13 protein-coding genes are annotated in these 16,370 nt (G+C 67.5%); 8 read left to right on the plus strand and 5 right to left on the minus strand.

Translation table 11 applies throughout. The features are described from left to right. The first annotated feature begins 45 nt into the window (after window positions 1-45). From CEX87_RS21445 to CEX87_RS21455, 3 genes are all read left to right on the plus strand, one after another. Window positions 46-1,731 (plus strand): DEAD/DEAH box helicase, encoded by a 1,686-nt coding sequence (locus CEX87_RS21445; RefSeq protein WP_094289045.1) that lies wholly within the window; start codon window positions 46-48, stop codon window positions 1,729-1,731. Next, on the plus strand, window positions 1,728-2,867 hold the full coding sequence (locus tag CEX87_RS21450; RefSeq protein ID WP_064425442.1) for an acyltransferase family protein: 1,140 nt from the start codon (window positions 1,728-1,730) through the stop codon (window positions 2,865-2,867). Before CEX87_RS21445 ends, CEX87_RS21450 begins: the two co-directional genes overlap by 4 nt. A gap of 92 nt (window positions 2,868-2,959) precedes the next feature. After that, window positions 2,960-3,676 carry a siderophore-interacting protein gene (locus tag CEX87_RS21455; RefSeq protein ID WP_064418827.1) on the plus strand — a complete coding sequence of 239 codons (717 nt, stop codon included), beginning with the start codon at window positions 2,960-2,962 and terminating at the stop codon, window positions 3,674-3,676. 10 nt (window positions 3,677-3,686) lie between these two features. Here CEX87_RS21455 and CEX87_RS21460 read toward each other — a convergent pair whose 3' ends face one another. The 3 genes from CEX87_RS21460 to CEX87_RS21470 all read right to left on the minus strand — a co-directional run bounded on the left by CEX87_RS21460 (window position 3,687) and on the right by CEX87_RS21470 (window position 6,989). Next, entirely contained in the window at window positions 3,687-4,271 is a 585-nt protein-coding gene (locus CEX87_RS21460; RefSeq protein ID WP_064396283.1) for a TetR/AcrR family transcriptional regulator, read from the minus strand. Beyond that, the gene (locus CEX87_RS21465) at window positions 4,271-5,512 is read right to left on the minus strand and encodes a cytochrome P450 (protein WP_064418828.1); all 1,242 of its coding nucleotides are present in this window, start codon (window positions 5,510-5,512) and stop codon (window positions 4,271-4,273) included. Before CEX87_RS21465 ends, CEX87_RS21460 begins: the two co-directional genes overlap by 1 nt. A gap of 112 nt (window positions 5,513-5,624) precedes the next feature. Then, window positions 5,625-6,989 (minus strand): FAD-binding oxidoreductase, encoded by a 1,365-nt coding sequence (locus CEX87_RS21470; protein WP_064425443.1) that lies wholly within the window; start codon window positions 6,987-6,989, stop codon window positions 5,625-5,627. A gap of 100 nt (window positions 6,990-7,089) precedes the next feature. Here CEX87_RS21470 and CEX87_RS21475 point away from each other — a divergent pair, with 100 nt between their 5' ends. Both CEX87_RS21475 and CEX87_RS21480 read left to right on the plus strand, forming a co-directional pair. Continuing rightward, window positions 7,090-9,702: a LuxR family transcriptional regulator gene (locus CEX87_RS21475; RefSeq protein ID WP_094289047.1), complete on the plus strand. Its 2,613-nt coding sequence runs from the start codon at window positions 7,090-7,092 to the stop codon at window positions 9,700-9,702. A gap of 28 nt (window positions 9,703-9,730) precedes the next feature. Then, a complete protein-coding gene (locus CEX87_RS21480) occupies window positions 9,731-11,284 on the plus strand; it encodes an acyl-CoA synthetase (RefSeq protein WP_094289049.1) in 1,554 nt (517 codons plus the stop codon). Here CEX87_RS21480 and tap read toward each other — a convergent pair. After that, window positions 11,281-12,510, minus strand: a complete 1,230-nt coding sequence (gene tap, locus CEX87_RS21485; protein ID WP_094289051.1) for a multidrug efflux MFS transporter Tap — start codon at window positions 12,508-12,510, stop codon at window positions 11,281-11,283. The two genes, CEX87_RS21480 and tap, sit on opposite strands and share 4 nt — an antisense overlap. A gap of 74 nt (window positions 12,511-12,584) precedes the next feature. Between tap and CEX87_RS21490 the strand changes: the two genes are divergently transcribed. Further along, window positions 12,585-13,412 carry a uracil-DNA glycosylase gene (locus CEX87_RS21490; RefSeq protein ID WP_269845554.1) on the plus strand — a complete coding sequence of 276 codons (828 nt, stop codon included), beginning with the start codon at window positions 12,585-12,587 and terminating at the stop codon, window positions 13,410-13,412. On the opposite strand, the gene CEX87_RS21495 is transcribed toward CEX87_RS21490, so the two are convergent. Next, complete coding sequence (locus CEX87_RS21495) at window positions 13,387-14,004, minus strand: TetR/AcrR family transcriptional regulator (protein ID WP_142301116.1); 618 nt, start codon at window positions 14,002-14,004, stop codon at window positions 13,387-13,389. The two genes, CEX87_RS21490 and CEX87_RS21495, sit on opposite strands and share 26 nt — an antisense overlap. A 67-nt stretch (window positions 14,005-14,071) precedes the next feature. Between CEX87_RS21495 and CEX87_RS21500 the strand changes: the two genes are divergently transcribed. Further along, window positions 14,072-15,310, plus strand: a complete 1,239-nt coding sequence (locus CEX87_RS21500; protein ID WP_198957280.1) for an FAD-dependent oxidoreductase — start codon at window positions 14,072-14,074, stop codon at window positions 15,308-15,310. 5 nt (window positions 15,311-15,315) lie between these two features. Continuing rightward, window positions 15,316-16,353, plus strand: a complete 1,038-nt coding sequence (locus CEX87_RS21505) for an LLM class flavin-dependent oxidoreductase (protein WP_064427497.1) — start codon at window positions 15,316-15,318, stop codon at window positions 16,351-16,353. Window positions 16,354-16,370: the final 17 nt, after the last annotated feature.

Raw genomic sequence — 16,370 nt, forward strand, 5'->3', positions numbered from 1 at the left:
CCGCGTGGCGAATCGGGCTGCTCGCGGGCACTAGACTCGACGCCGATGACCTCCGCCGAGTCGGATGCGAGCCCCGACGGCTCGACCGGCGACCTGACCTTCGACGACCTGCAGATTCACCCTTCGGTGCTGCGGGCCGTCGTCGACGTCGGCTACGAGACGCCGTCAGCGATCCAGGCGGCCACCATTCCGGCCATGATGGCCGGTTCCGACGTGGTGGGTCTGGCCCAGACCGGCACCGGCAAGACCGCCGCGTTCGCGATTCCGATCCTGTCGAAGATCGACACCGACAGCCGGGCGACCCAGGCGCTGGTCCTGGCGCCGACGCGCGAGCTGGCGCTGCAGGTGGCCGAGGCGTTCGGCCGCTACGGCGCGCACCTGCCGGAGGTCAACGTGCTGCCGATCTACGGCGGGTCGTCGTACGGTCCGCAGCTGGCGGGGCTCAAACGCGGCGCGCAGGTCGTCGTCGGCACGCCGGGCCGGGTGATCGACCACCTCGAGAAGGGCCGCCTGGACCTGTCGCGGCTCGACTATCTCGTGCTCGACGAGGCCGACGAGATGCTGCAGATGGGCTTCGCCGAGGACGTCGAGCGCATCCTGTCCGACACCCCCGAGTTCAAGCAGGTCGCATTGTTCTCGGCGACCATGCCGCCGGCGATCCGCAAGATCACCAAGAAATACCTGCACGACCCGGTCGAGGTCACGGTCAAGGCGAAAACCGCCACCGCAGAGAACATTTCGCAGCGCTACATCCAGGTCTCGGGCCACCGCAAGATGGATGCGCTGACGCGCGTGCTCGAGGTGGAGGAGGGCGACGCGATGATCGTGTTCGTCCGCACCAAACAAGCCACCGAAGAGGTCGCCGAACGGCTCAAGGCCAGAGGCTTCGCCGCGGCGGCGATCAACGGAGACATCCCGCAGGCGCAGCGTGAGCGCACCATCGCCGCATTGAAGGACGGCCGGATCGACATCCTGATCGCGACGGATGTCGCCGCACGCGGACTGGACGTCGAACGCATCTCGCACGTGTTGAACTACGACATCCCCAACGACACCGAGTCCTATGTGCACCGCATCGGTCGCACGGGGCGGGCGGGCCGGTCCGGGTCGGCGTTGCTGTTCGTCACGCCGCGCGAGCGCCATCTGCTCAAGGCCATCGAGAAGGCCACCCGGTCCAAGCTGGTCGAGGCGGAACTGCCCACGGTCGAGGACGTCAACGCCCAGCGGGTGGCGAAGTTCCGCGACTCGATCACCGAAGCGCTCAGCGCTCCGGGCGTCGACGTCTTCCGCAGCATCATCGAGGACTACGAACGCGAGCACGACGTGCCGATCGCCGACATCGCGGCGGCGTTGGCCACGCAGGCGCACGGCGGTGACGAGTTCTTCATGGTCGAACCGCCGCCGGAGAAACGACGCGAACGCGAAGAGCGTCCCCGCCGCGACAAGCCCGACCGCAAACCGCGGGAAGGCCTGGCCACCTACCGCATCTCGGTGGGCAAACGGCACAAGGTCGGACCCGGCCACATCGTCGGTGCCATCGCCAACGAAGGCGGTCTGCACCGCAGCGACTTCGGCCACATCACCATCCGCCCGGATTTCTCGTTGGTGGAGCTGCCCGCCGATCTGCCGAGGAAGACTCTCAAAGCCCTTGAGAACACCCGTATCTCGGGGGTGAAGATCAACCTGCAGCCCGACCGACGGCCGGACAAGGGCCGGCACAAGCAGAGATGACGCTGTCGCGCGGCTTGGACGCGCAGGGCGGACTCGAATCCGTCAGCAGGGTCGAACGTGTCTCCTCGCTCACCGGTATCCGCGCCGTCGCCGCATTGTTGGTGATGCTCACCCACGCCGCGTACACGACCGGCAAGTACCCGCAGGGCTATGTCGGTTTGGTGTACTCGCGCGCCGAGATCGGGGTGCCGATCTTCTTCGTGCTCAGCGGGTTTCTGTTGTTCTCGCCATGGGTGAAGGCTTCCGCGGAGGGTAGGCCCGGACCTTCGGTGCGCCGCTACGCCTGGCGCCGGGTGCTTCGCATCATGCCCGCGTACGTCGTCACGGTCCTTGCGGCATACCTCGTCTACCACTTCCGCACGGCGGGCCCGAACCCCGGACACACATGGGAGGGGTTGCTGCGCAACCTCACGCTGACCCAGATCTACACCGATAGCTACCTGTATTCGTTTCTGCATCAAGGGCTTACGCAGATGTGGAGCCTGGCGGTAGAGGTTGCATTCTATGCAGTGCTGCCCCTGCTGGCGTGGTTGTTGCTGGTGGTCCTGTGCCGACGACGGTGGCGTCCGGGCGTGCTGATCGGCGGACTGGTCGCCCTGGCACTGATCACGCCGGCATGGCTGATCCTGGTGCACACCACCGATTTTCTGCCCGACGGCGCGCGGCTGTGGCTGCCGTCGTACCTCGTCTGGTTCATCGGCGGGATGTTGCTTTCGGCGTTGCAACCGCTGGGGGTGCGGGCTTACGGCCTGGCTTGCATACCGCTGGCGGTGGCGTGTTATTTCATTGCGTCCACGCCCATCGCCGGGGAGCCGACCACGTCGCCCACCGAGCTGCGCGAGGCCTTGGTGAAGGTGTTCTTCTACACGGTGATCGCCACGCTGGCGGTGGCGCCGCTGGCGCTCGGTGATCGCGGCGTCTACGCCCGGCTACTGTCCAGTCGGCCGATGGTGTTCCTCGGGGAGATCTCCTACGAGATCTTCCTGATCCACCTGATCTTGATGGAGCTGGCGATGGTGGAGGTGCTGCACTATCCGATCTACACCGGTTCGATCGTCATACTGTTCCTCGTCACCTTCGTGATGACAGTCCCGCTGGCGTGGCTCCTGCACCGGTTCACCCGCGTGCGGTCCTGACGGCCCGCTAAGGCTCGAAGCGGGCTATCTGCCGCTTCCGCACATCGGAGATTAGGGTAGCCTAACCGGGACAGCGACACGGAAGGCTAGTGATGTCGGACAAGAAGCCAACGCGAGGTTTCCAGGGCGCGGTGCTCAAGCTGCTGCGCGCGGGCGACTATCGGCTGACCGTGACCGGTAAGCGGGAGATCAGCCCGCACTACCTGCGGCTGAGCTTCGACGCAGGCGGCATGCTCGAAGGCTCGCCGCTGCACCCGACGATGTGGATCCGCATGTGGTTCGCCGATGGCGAGAAACTGCACCAGCGCGGCTACACGCTGGTCGACCCGAACCCAGCAGCCAACACCGTCGACATCGAGTTCGCGCTGCATGACGGCGTCGCCTCGCACTGGGCGGAAAACGCGCAACCCGGCGACACGATCGAGGTCACGGTGCTCGGCAGCAATTTCACGCTGCCCGAACCGCCGCCTGCCGGTTACGTGATCGTCGGCGACACCGCGTCGCTGCCCGCCATCAACTCGTTGCTGACCGCGATCGGCGACACCCCGGCGCGGGTGTTCTTGGAGGCCGCACACGACGACGACCGGCAGCTACCGGTCGCCCGCACCACCGACGTGATGTGGGTGGACCGCAAGAACGCCGGCGAAGCGCTGGTGGAAGCGGTGGCCGCAGCCGCGTTCGACGCCCCCGACCACTTCGGATGGGTGGCATGCGACAACCGCACGACCCGCGCGGTGGCCAAGGTCTTCCGCGAGCAGTACAAGATCTCGAAGAAGGCGATCAAGGCCCAGGCTTACTGGGTGGCCTGACAATCCGGCGCTAGAGTGTCGGCTCCCGTTGGCTGGGCAGCACGATCGGAACGACGAACTCCTCGAGCATCGACCGCTCGTCGTCCTCGTCGTGGCCGGGGAACAGCATCAGCGAGGTCATCACCCGCACCAGCCACCGCGCGCGGTGTGCGACCAACTCCGGCGCGTCGGGACCGAGCGAGATGACGAACGCCTCGGTCAGCGCCTTGATCACCTCGGACTCCTCGGCCATCTCCGCACCGATCGGTCGCTGGGTCGTGGCGAACCACGATGCCAGGGCTGGGCTTTCGCGCACGTTGCGCAGCGAGGCCAGCATCCCTTCGATCAACCGCTCACGCGGATCGGTCAGCGCGTTGATCTGTTCGGTCATCTCCCGGTACAGCCGGTAGCTCTCGCGGTGCACGTAGGCGGTGTAGAGTGCTTCGCGGTTCTCGAAGTAGCGGTACAGCGTGGCGCGAGAACATCCTGCCGCCGAAGCGATCTCATTCATGCCGACGGTGGCGGCCTCTTTCTGGGTGAACAGCTCACCCGCCGCGTCGAGAATGCGGTCCGCGGCCACCTCGGTGCGCCGCGCGGCCAACCAGTCACCGGCCATCAAGCAACCACCTCGAACGGAACGGACAGCGGTCGTCGCACATAACTGCCACCGGCCCAGACGATTGCGCTCTCGTCGACTTCGAAGTCGGGGATACGGGTCAGCAGTTCGGTCAGAGCGACGCGCGACTGCATGCGCGCGGCCGCCGCGCCGAGGCAGTGGTGCGCGCCGTGGCTGAAGGTCAAAATGTTGCGGGGTCTGCGCGTCACGTCGAGTTCGGATGCGTCATCGCCGAATTGGCGTTCGTCGCGGTTGGCCGATGCGTAGAGGAACAGCACCCGTCTGCCCTCCGGGATGGTGGTGTCGGCCACCGTCACATCGCGTGTGACGGTGCGGGCCAGCCCCTGCACCGGCGAGGTCATGCGCAGAAACTCGTCGACCGAATCCGGTATCAGGTCCGGGTTTTCGACGAGAAGGTGACGCTGTTCGGGGCGCTGATGGAGCAACTGGACCGAGCCGCCGAGCATGCCGGTGGTGGTGTCGTTCCCGCCGGTGACCATGGTGAAGGTGAACGCGAGGATCGACAGCACACCCGCGATGTCGCCGTCGGCGCCCACACCTGCGGCCACCAGATGCGACACGGTGTCGTCCTCCGGCTGGACCCGTCGACGTTCGATGAGATCGGTGAAGTAGGCCATCATCTCGCCCAGCTTGTCGCCGAGCGTCTCGAGCGCACCGCCGATTCCGCCGTCGGCGGTGTTGGCGGCGACGATCGCCTCGGTCCAGCCGTCGAACTTGTCGCGATCGGCCTCCGGTACGCCGAGGTAGTGGGCGACCACCATGGAAGGCAGCGGTTTGAACAGTTCGGCGACGATGTCGCCGCCGCCGTTGCTCCGGATGCGTTCGATGCGCTCGACGACGTAATCGCGGACCTTCGGCTCGACCGCCTCGACCTGCCGAGGCGTGAACCCCCGCGACACCAGCTTGCGGAACTCGGTGTGCACGGGCGGGTCCTGCATGACCATCGGCGGGTTGTCGGCCAAGCCGATCAGCTCGAGCTCCCCGTAGTTGACCGTGAGCCCCTGCGCCGAGGAGAACGTCTCGTGATCACGCGCGGCGGCCCAGATGTCGGCATGGCGCGACATGACGTAGTAGTCGTGATCGGGCCGGTCGCGCGGCACGACGTGGTGTACGGGGTCATGGTCGCGCAGCGCCTGATACATCGGCCACGGATCGGCCCACGTGTCGGCGTTGGCGAGCTGGAATCGGACCGGCGTGTCATGAGACAGAGTAGCCGTCATGTCTCATTGGTACGACAGAACCGGGGGCCATGTCAATAGTCTCAACCTCGAAACCGACGAATTGGTCGAAGCCCGCGAGTGATTTCAACCAATACGTCGGCCTCGGCGCAAATCAAATCGCGGCACCCGGGTTGAGGATGTTGTCCGGATCGAGCGCGGCTTTGATCCGCCGGTTGAGCTCCATCGCCTCCGGGCCGATCTGACCGGCCAGCCACGGCCGCTTCAGCCTGCCGACGCCGTGTTCGCCGGTGATCGTGCCGCCCAGGCTCACGGCCAGGTCCATGATCTCGCCGAACGCCTGGTGGGCGCGTTCGGTCATCGCGGGATCGGCGGGGTCGTAGACGATCAGCGGATGCGTGTTGCCGTCGCCGGCATGGGCGATCACCGAGATCAGCAATTCATGGTTGGCCGCGATCTTGGCCACGCCGCCGACCAGATCGGCCAACGCGGGCAACGGAACTCCGACGTCCTCGAGCAGCAGCGAGCCCTTCAACTCCACGGCCGGAATGCAGAACCGCCGCGCGGCGACGAAGGCCTCGCCCTCCTCGGGGTCCGACGTCGAGAACACTTCCTTGGCGCCGTGTTCGGTGAAGACGTCGGCCATGAACCGGGCGTCCTCGGCGCCGGACGGACCCCGGTCGTCGGAGGCGGCCACCAGCATCGCCGCGGCGCTGCGGTCGAGGCCCATCTTCAGCTTGTCCTCGACGGCGTTGATGGCCGCCGAGTCCATGAACTCCAGCATCGAGGGCCGGATCCTGGCCGTGATCGCGACGACGGCCGCCGCCGCGGATTCCACCGAACCGAAGGCCGCGACCACGGTGCACGCCGCCGACTGTGCGGGCAGCAGCTTCAGCGTCACCTCGGTCACCACGCCGAGCGTGCCCTCGCTGCCGACGAACAACTTGGTCAGCGGCAGCCCGGCGACGTCTTTGAGCCGCGGGCCGCCGAGCCGCACCGCGGTGCCGTCGGCGAGCACCACCTGCAGTCCGAGCACGTAATCCGTTGTGACACCGTACTTCACGCAGCACAGGCCACCGGCATTGGTGGCCACGTTGCCGCCGATGCTGCAGATTTCGAACGACGACGGGTCCGGCGGGTACCACAGCCCGAACTCCGCGACCGCCTTCTTGACCTCCGCATTGAGCAGACCGGGTTGGACGACTGCGGTGCGCGTCACCGGGTCGACGGTGATGTCGCGCATCTTCTCGGTCGTCAGCACGATGGCGCCGTCGAGGGCCGATGCGCCGCCGGACAGCCCGGTGCCCATACCGCGTGGTACCACAGCGATTTTGTTCGCGGTCGCCCAGCGGAGCACGGCTTGTACCTCTTCGGTGCTGCGCGGCCGCACTACCGCCAGCGGTGTGCCCGCGTTCGGGTCGAGCGCCCGGTCCTGCCGGTATGACCCCAGGATGTCCGGATCGGTGACGACGGCTCCCTCGGGCAGCGCGTCGACCAGATCGGCCAGGGGTGACTCCACAGCGCCATGGTACGAGCCGGCGGGTTCGACTGGTCCGGAGCCGCGTGACGGCGGCTCGAAAACACGCGCGGGTGGGAGAACTGCGGGATATAGTTCCGCCGTGATCAGCGGGGATCCGCTGGCGGGACGTGACGGCGAACTGGCAATCATTCGCCGCGCACTCGGGGGCAGCGACAAATCCGGCGTGGTGATCGTCGGGGCCGCTGGGGTGGGCAAGACCCGGCTCGCACGGGAGGTGCTTGCGCTCGCTGAGCGCGCGGGCGATCGCACGAACTGGATCGTCGGCACCGAGTCCGCCAAAGCGCTGCCGCTGGGCGCGTTCACCGCCGTCATCGACGAGGCCGTCGCCGAGCCGGTGCCCAACGTACGCCGACTGGTCAATTCCCTTGTTGGCCAGCATCGTCACGGCCGCACCCTGATCGGGGTCGACGACGCGCATCTGCTCGACGGGCTGTCCGCGCATCTGGTGCATCAGCTTGCGCAGACGCGGGCGACCCGTCTCGTCGTCACCCTTCGCGCGGGCGCCGACGAACCCGATGCGATCACCGCGCTGTGGAAGGACGGACTGCTCGTCCGCCTCGACCTCGAACCGCTGTCCGTCGACGCAGCGCGCGCCGTGATCGAGCAGATCCTCGGTGGTGCGGTGGACGCCCGTAGTGCTCACCGGTTCTGGAAGCTGACCGGTGGCAACGCTCTCTTCCTGCGCCAGTTGGTCATGGACCAGATCGACGCAGGCCGGCTGCGGCAGACGGCTGGGGTATGGATCTGGGACGGCGGCGTGGCGGTGTCGCAGAGCATCAGTGACATGGTCGGGCGCCAACTGCGGGAACTGACCCCGGCTGTCGCCCTCGTCGTCGACACGCTGTCGCAGTGCGAACCGCTGGCGGTCGACGCCCTGTGCGACGTGGTGGACCGGGACGCGCTGGAGACTGCCGAGCGGATGCGGCTGGTGACCGTCGAGCGAAGCGGGGCGAATTTGGCGGCGCGCCTGGCCCATCCGCTGTTCGGCGAATTGCGTCGGGCCACCGCCGGCGAGCTCTACCTGTCGAGGATCCGCGGCAGGTTGGCCACCCGGCTCGCCCACGACGGTGAGTCCGACGGTCAGGCGACGGTGCGACGGGCACTGCTCGCGCTCGAATCGGACCTGCCACCGGACCCCGACCTCTTTCTGACGGCGGCTCGGGGCGCGATGACGCTGCTCGACCTCGAACTCGCCGACCGGTTCGCGACCGCGGCGGCCGACGCCGGTGCCGCCGAGGCGCCGGGGCTGCGCGCGTTGAACCTCTTCCTGCTCGGCCGCGGTGCGCAGGCCGAGCAGGTGCTGAGCCGGATGGTCGGCGACGGCACCACAGGCGCACACCGCTGGTCGATTGTGAGGGCGGCCAACCTGATCTGGATGCTCGGCCACATCGACGACGCGTGCGCGGTGCTGACCCGGCTGGCATCGGGACACGAGTCGACGGCCGAGCAGTTCGCGCGCAAGGCCGCCGAAGCGTGCGTCGACGCCGCTTCGGCGCGATGTGACGACGCAGCCCAAAAGGCCACGGCGGCCCTGGAGTCGGGGCTGCTGACCGACTTCGACGCGATGTTGGCGGCGGTGGCGCTGACGATGGCGCTGGGTGCGCTCGGCCGGGCCGACGAACTTACGGCGATCGCGGAGTCGGCGCTGGAGCGGGCGATGACGTCGTTTCAGGCATCGCACATGCGGTTCTGGTTCGCCAGCGTGTATGCCCGGGCCTGCCGGTTGACCGGACATATCGAAGAATGTGAGGCCATGGCGCGGCGAATGGCCGACTCCGCCAGAGAGATGCCGAGCCTGGCGTATGCCAATTTGGCGTCGCTGCTGGGCAACGCCGCACTCATGCGGGGCGACGTCCGCGCGGCGGTGACGCTGTTGCACGAGGCGTTGGCCGGTGTGCAAAGGCACGGTGTGACAAGCGGTTTGCGGCCGGCCACCTGTTTCGCCCTGGCCGAGGCGCACGCGAAACTGGGTGAGGGGAAGGCGGCCGAGGACGCAATCGCCGAGGCGTGTGAGAGCGTGCCGCCCGACTACGTGTTCATGCAGACGGCGTTGAGCATCGCCACCGGATGGTCGTTGGTGGCCAACGGATGCGTCACCGACGCCATCGCCACCGTACGAGCGGCGGCGTCCCAAGCCCGCGCGCGTCGCCAGCCCACTCACGAGCTGGCGTGCCATCAGGCGGCGGCGCAGTGGGGTGACACATCGTGCGCCAAGCCCGCACGTGAACTCGCCGACGCACTCGGGTTGCCGTTGGCCGATGCCGTTGCGCGCCATACAGAAGCGCTGGCCGCCGACGACGGCGAAGGATTGCTCGCGGCCGCCGAGGCCTATCGCACCATCGGTGACCGGGCGGCCGCGGCCGACGCCGCCGCGCAAGCGGCGGTCGCGTTCACCCGCGGCCAACACCGCAAGCGCGGCCTGTATGCCGCTGCCGTGGCCAAAGAACTCAGCGACGCATGCGGGGGACTGTGCACACCGGCCCTGAGGGTTCCGGCCAGTCAGCCGCTGACCGGCCGTCAGCGCGAGATCGTCGAGTTCGTGGTGGCCGGTTTGTCGAACCGTGAAATCGCCGAGCGGCTGGTGATGTCGGTGCGCAGCGTCGAGGGCCACATCTATCGGGCGTGCCAACGGGTGGGGGCGAGTTCTCGTGAGGAACTGGCCGCGATCGCCAGGCAAGGCCCTGCCCGCTAACGGAGGCTCTTTTGGGAAAGGTCGCTCCATGGACGAGATCCACTACCGCAATGCCGGATTCGGCGACTGGGCGACCCGCCGTGCCTTCCTCTGCGGTGACCGGGTCGCCCTGATCGACGGGGACCGCCGGATCACCTACACCGAATTCGACCGGCGCACCAATCGGCTGGCGCAGGCGTTGCACGCGTGTGGCGTGCGGCAGGGTGACCGCGTGGCAGGGCTGATGACCAACTGCTCCGCCTTTCTCGAGACGCTGTTCGCCACCGGCAAGCTCGGCGCGGTGTTCGTACCCATCAATTTCCGGCTTGCCGCACCCGAAGTCGCCTACCTGCTCTGTGATTCCGGTGCGGTCGCCTTCGTGTGGTCAAACGGGCTATCGGCGGTCGCACGGGCGGCGTGCGCCAGCGAGGCCGTTCAAGTGCGGACGCGGGTGGTGGTCGGCGGTGAAGTCGAGGATGGCGAAACGGACTTCGAGCAACTCCTTGCCAGCGGTGAGGATCGCCCTGCGGACGCCGACATCGCCGGTAGCGACTTGTGTTGCCTACCATACACTTCGGGCACGACGGGCCGGCCGAAGGGAGCGATGCTCACCCACGAGAACCTGTTCTGGAACACGATCAACGGCGTTTGCGCCGGAAGAGGGCTACGTGAAGGGGACCGGACCGTCACGGCGGCGCCGTTGTTTCACATCGGTGGGCTCAGCGTGCACACTCTGCCGCTGATCTACGTCGGCGGCACCAACGTGTTGCTGCCCGCTTTCAGCCCTGCCGAAGTGCTCGCCGCGATGGTACGTGAACGCGCCACGGTCCAGTTTCTCGTACCGGCGATGTGGGCGGCGCTCATGGCCGTGCCCAATTTTGAGTCCTACGATTTGTCGGCGCTCGAATTGGCCGTCAGCGCGGGCGCACCGTGTCCGATGCCGGTGCTCGAGTACTTCCGGGCCGGTGGTGTTCCGTTCCAGGAGAGCTTCGGTCTCACCGAAACCGGAGGCGTCACGCTCCTCGACGCCGACCACGTCACGGAGAAGTTCGGTTCTGTCGGCCGATCGCTCTTCCACGTGCAGACCCGTGTCGTGGACGACCAGGACCGCGACGTCGCCACCGACATGGTGGGTGAAGTCGTGGTCCGCGGACCCGCCGTTTTCGCGGGCTACTGGAAGAAGCCCGAAGCGACAGCCGAAGCGATCCGTGGCGGGTGGTTCCACACCGGCGACCTGGGACGCATGGATGCGGACGGTTTCATCACCTTGGTCGACCGGAAGAACGACATGATCATCACCGGCGGTGAGAACGTCTACCCGGTCGAGGTCGAGCAGGTGCTCTATCGCCACTCGGCAGTCCATGAGGTTGCGGTGGTCGGCGTCGCGGACCCCAAATGGGGCGAAACACCGATCGCGGTGGTCGCCCTCGAGGACGGCGCGCGGGCCACTGCGGATGAACTGATCGCATACGCGCGTGAGCGGTTGGCCCATTTCAAGTGCCCCACCCGGGTGGAGTACGTCCCGGAACTGCCCCGAAACGCTTCGGGCAAGGTGCTAAAGACGGCGCTGCGCGACGAATTCAGCCGCCGACCGTCACCCTAAACCGTTGGCGGGTGGTCGAGTTCGCGGAGTGCGGGCAGGAACACGGCGATGATGCCCAGCAGCAGCATCGGCAGCGCCAGTGCGAGGAACGTCGTGTGCAAGCCCGCCGAGTCGGCAAGCGGCCCGGCGATGATCAGTCCCAGCGGACCCGCCGCATACGCCAGCGATCCCATCACGCCCACCACCCGGCCGCGCAGATGCTGCGGTGCCCGCGTCTGCATGACGTAGTTGTAGATCGGTTGGATCGGCCCGTAGACCAGCCCGACGATCGCCGAGAGCACCAGAATCAGCGGTAGCGGTGGCAGGAACGCGATGACCGTCATCGCGACTCCCAGCGTCAGCACCGCGGTCAACATCGTCACCCGACGGCTGATGTACTTCGACGACACCGCATAGCCGAGCGCGCCCACCAGGCCGCCGATGCTCAACGCCATCAGCACCAGACCGAGTTGCACGGGTTCGTCGCGGTCGGTGAAGTACTTGGGGAACAGGACCGACTCCATCGGCATGTAGAGCCCGGTCACCACCAGGTCGACGATCGCCAGCGTGCGAAGGACCCTGTTGTGCCAGACGAACCTCAGCCCTTCCACGACGCCCGCCCACACCCCCTCGGGCAACGACGTGCGGTCGGGCGTACCGGCTCCCTCCAACCGCAGGACGGCGATCGCGGCGATCGAGAGGACGAACGTCGACGCGGTGACCCACATCGTGTTGATGCCGCCGAGTGTGGCGATCAGCAAGCCGCCGATGCCCGGTCCGACGATGTAGGCGAGGTTGAACACCGCTTCATAGACGCTGTTGGCACGGTCCAGCGTCCACCCGGCGCGAATCGCCGCTTCGGGCAGCATCGTCTCGCGAGCGGTCATCCCCGCCGGGTCGAAGAAGGCGCCCAGTGCAGCCAACGTGGCGAGCACCGCGACGTTGACGGCCTCGACGCCGAACGCCAGCGCCAGCACGGGCACGGCGGCCACCGACAGCGCGGAAAGGGCGTCGGAGATAATCGAGACCAGCCGCCGGCCCAGATAGTCGACGGCGGCCCCTGCGATCAGCGTCGCGACGAGCAACGGCAGCGAGCCCGCCATCGCCACGATCGAGGCGTCGAGCGCAGAGCCGTTGCGTTGCAACACCAGCCATGGGAACGCGACGAGCGAGATACCGTTGCCGGCACCGGCCGTGAGCGCGGCGAAGAAAATCAGTATCAGGGGACCGCGCCGGCTATCCGTCATGAGTTATCGCGGCAGAATCTAACAGCGCACCGGCCCGTTCGGCATCAGATTTCCTGACCAGGCACAGTGGTGCTGTGCAGCGCTTGCCTCACCCGCGGACCGGCGGGCGGTTCACGTCGCCGGTTCCTCCAGGCTCGGGCTGGCCGGGTGACCCCGCCACGCCTCGGACCGCCGTCGCCCAGACCGCTGCGCACGTCGTGTCGATGGCCGTGGCGACACAGTCGCTCGAGGAGCTCGACGCCGAGGTATCGGTGTGCCGCGCCTGTCCCCGTCTGGTCGAGTGGCGGGAGGAGGCCGCCGTCGTCAAGCGCAGGTCCTACGCCGACGAGCCGTACTGGGGCCGCCCGGCTCCGGGCTGGGGGTCGTCGCGGCCCCGGGTGTTCGTCGTCGGTCTCGCGCCCGCGGCCCACGGGGCCAACCGCACCGGCAGAATCTTCACCGGCGACCGGTCGGGCGATTTTCTCTTCGCGGCGCTGCACCGGGTGGGCCTGGCGAACCAGGCGCTGTGTGTCGACGCGGCAGACGGCTTGGCGCTCAACGAGACCCGCGTGGCCGCCGCCGTGCGCTGTGCACCGCCGGCCAATGCGCCGACGCCCGCCGAACGCGCGACCTGCGCTCCGTGGCTGGACGCCGAATGGCGGCTGACGGCTGCGTACGTACGCGTGGTCGTCGCGCTCGGCGGGTTCGCATGGCGCGCGGCGCTGCAGATGCTGCGCACGGGCGGTGTGCCGGTGCCGGTGCCCGCGCCGAAGTTCGGCCACGCCGCCACCGCCGAGATGGGCGGCGTCACGTTGGTGGGCTGCTACCACCCCAGTCAGCAGAACACGTTCACCGGCAAGCTGACGCCGCAGATGTTCGACGATGTGTTCCGCACGGCTAAGGCGCTAGCGTCCGACGGATAGTCGCGAACTGGGCGACGGCCAACTGCTGCAGGGTCGAATCCGCGAAGTCGTCGTAGTGCGCGATGGTCCATTCGTCGAAAACCTGCAGAATTCGGAACACGAGCTCGGCCTGCAACGGCTCGGGCAGGTCGGTTCGGACGGCACCGGATCGACGACCGACGTGCAGCACCTGGCGCACCCACTCCCGGACGGCTCCGAGCGCGCCGCCGACGGCGGTTTTCGCCGGATCAGGGGCCTGCAGGTAGAACATCCGTCCGAGGAGCAGGAATGTGGGCTCGCGCTGCGAGACCCAGACGAGCTTCGTGAAGTATCGTTCGATTTTCGGCCAGAATTCCGTTCCGGCGAATTGTTCGGGTTCGACGACGTCGATTTCGGCTGCCACTTCAGCGATCAATTCCTCCACGACGAATTCGTAGAGTTCGGCCTTCGAAGACAAGATGTAGTAGAACGAACTCTTGCTCATCGCGCACTTGTCGATGATCCGGTTGAGCGACGCGTGTTCATAACCCGCGGAACCGAATTCGAGCGCCGCTGTCTCCACCAAACGTCGCCGCTTCTCTGCGGGCATGCGGGCGATTCGTGCCGAGGTCACGATTCAGGTTAACAGTTGTGGACCGGATGGTCCATTAAATGGTAACCTGGAAAACATGTTGAGTCCGATGAGCCTAGAAGAGCAATACGAGCAGGCGACCGCGGACGAATTGCGAGTTTTGGTTGTCGGCGCCGGGATCGCCGGTGTGACCGCGGCGCAACTGCTCCGCGGGGACGGCAGGCACCCGGTCCTGATCGAGCGCGCCGAAAGCGCGCCCGCGCAGGGCTACATGCTCGCATTGATGCCGATGGTCGACGCCGCACTCGACGACCTCGCCGTGCGCGACGCGTACCGCGCAGCGAGCGTTCCGCTCAAGCGGTACGCCGTGCACGGCCACACCGGCCGCATGTTGCGGACGGACTCGACCGTGGACCTGATGTCGCGGTACGGCGACTACCGCGGCATTGCCCGCGGTCGGCTGATCGACGTGCTCGCCGGTGCGGGCTGCCCGGTGACATACGACTCGGTGGTCACCGACCTGGCGGAGACGTCGTCAGGTGTCGACGTCCGCGTGAGGAGCCAAGTCGCCGATCACCGCATGCATTTCGATCTCGTCGTGATCGCCGACGGAATGCACTCGAGCTCACGGGATTTCGTGCTCGACGGACAATCGATGCAGTGGGTGGACACCGGCTGGGGCGGCTGGGTGGTGTGGGCGCCCGACGAAGGCGACTCCGATCTCGGTGAGGAGTTGTGGGGAGCAGGCGGGATGGTCGCGATGTATCCGGTGGCCGATGCGCTCGGGGTGTTCCTCGGCGGGCCGCGCGAGGACACCGCGGCGGGTCCCGCGCCCTTCGTCACGTCGATGCGCCGTGGCCTCAAGACCGTCAACCCCAGGCTCAACCGCGCGATGGCCGCCGTCGCCACCGACCCCGATCCCTACTACTGGTCGTTGACCGACTGCCGAGCCCCGCGCTGGACCACCGGGCACACCGTCCTGCTCGGTGATGCGGCGGCCGGGTTCCTGCCGACCGCCGGCGTGGGTGCGGGCATGGCGATGGAGTCGGCGTGGGTGCTCAGCCGCGTGCTGCGGCATGCGCCCCGCATCGCACTCGGTGATCTGCTGCGCGCCTACGAACGCGGACAACGTCCCCGCGTCGAGGCGGCCCAGGACAACTCGCGCCAACTCGCCAAGGTGATGTTCCGTCGCAGCCGGACGCTCGCCGTCGCCCGTGAGCTCGCGATGCGCGTGATGAGCGTCGAACGCGCGCTGCGGCCGATCCAGCGCCTCCTGCAACAGCAGCCCGACCCGGAAGCGCTGGTAGAGGCGGTACGGGGAACGTCCGTGGGCTCAAATGCGTTGTGATTGCTATGCGTCTCTCAGTTCTTGATCTCGTACCGGTGCGTACCGACCAGTCGACCTCCGATGCACTGGCAGCGTCGACGCGGCTCGCACAGACCGCCGACCGCCTCGGCTACACCCGCTTGTGGGTCGCCGAGCACCACAACATGCCCTCGGTGGCGGCCACCAGCCCACCGGTGCTCATTGCGCACCTGGCGGCGCACACCGAACACATCCGGGTCGGATCCGGCGGTGTGATGCTGCCGAACCACGCGCCGCTGGCCGTCGCCGAGCAGTTCGCACTGCTGGAGGCCGCCCACCCGGGACGCATCGACCTCGGCATCGGCCGCGCGCCGGGCTCGGACCCGGTGACGTCGATGGCGCTGCGCGGTGCCGCCGGTCGCGACGATCGTGACATCGAGGCCTTCCCCGACTATCTCGACGACGTGGTCGCTTTGATGAGCGCGCGCGGCGTGCGCGTGCCGATTCCGAATCAGCGTTACGTCCTCAAGGCGACGCCCGCTGCGGTGAGCGAACCGAAGCTGTGGCTTCTGGGGTCGTCGATGTACTCGGCGCACCTGGCCGCCGCGAAGGGACTGCCGTACGTGTTCGCCCACCACTTCTCGGGCCAGGGCACCGCGGAGGCGCTGGAGGTGTACCGCTCGGAGTTCCGGTCCAGTGAGCTGGCGCCCGAACCCGTCACCTTCCTCACCGTCAACGCGGTTGTCGCCGAAACACGCGAGGAGGCAGAGGCTTTGGCGTTGCCCAACCTTCAGATGATGGCGCGGCTGCGCACCGGTCAACCGTTGGGTCCATTGGATCTCGTCGAGGACGCCCAACAGCAGGAGCTCGCACCGCAGGCGCAGCGCATCGCCGAAGCCTCCTTCGGGCGCGCTGTCGTCGGGGATCCGAGCGAGGCGGCCGAGCAGGTGCGTGCGCTGGCCGACCGGTTCGGTGTCGACGAGGTCATGGTCAACCCGGTGGCTTCGGCCCGCCGCGGCACCGACCCGGCGACCGCGCCGGCCCGCGACAGGACGCTGGAACTGCTGGCCAAAGAGTTGTTCTAGGCCGGCGTCAACCGGCG

Source organism: Mycobacterium lehmannii, assembly GCF_002245535.1.
Classification (GTDB): domain Bacteria; phylum Actinomycetota; class Actinomycetes; order Mycobacteriales; family Mycobacteriaceae; genus Mycobacterium; species Mycobacterium lehmannii.

Excerpts from the sequence above, each read along its gene's own strand:
- CEX87_RS21445 (WP_094289045.1), top strand. The coding sequence starts at position 46 with ATGACCTCCGCCGAGTCGGATGCGAGCCCCGACGGCTCGACCGGCGAC.
- CEX87_RS21450 (WP_064425442.1), top strand. The coding sequence starts at position 1,728 with ATGACGCTGTCGCGCGGCTTGGACGCGCAGGGCGGACTCGAATCCGTC.
- CEX87_RS21455 (WP_064418827.1), top strand. The coding sequence starts at position 2,960 with ATGTCGGACAAGAAGCCAACGCGAGGTTTCCAGGGCGCGGTGCTCAAG.
- CEX87_RS21460 (WP_064396283.1), bottom strand. The coding sequence starts at position 4,271 with ATGGCCGGTGACTGGTTGGCCGCGCGGCGCACCGAGGTGGCCGCGGAC.
- CEX87_RS21465 (WP_064418828.1), bottom strand. The coding sequence starts at position 5,512 with ATGACGGCTACTCTGTCTCATGACACGCCGGTCCGATTCCAGCTCGCC.
- CEX87_RS21480 (WP_094289049.1), top strand. The coding sequence starts at position 9,731 with ATGGACGAGATCCACTACCGCAATGCCGGATTCGGCGACTGGGCGACC.
- tap (WP_094289051.1), bottom strand. The coding sequence starts at position 12,510 with ATGACGGATAGCCGGCGCGGTCCCCTGATACTGATTTTCTTCGCCGCG.
- CEX87_RS21500 (WP_198957280.1), top strand. The coding sequence starts at position 14,072 with ATGAGCCTAGAAGAGCAATACGAGCAGGCGACCGCGGACGAATTGCGA.
- CEX87_RS21505 (WP_064427497.1), top strand. The coding sequence starts at position 15,316 with ATGCGTCTCTCAGTTCTTGATCTCGTACCGGTGCGTACCGACCAGTCG.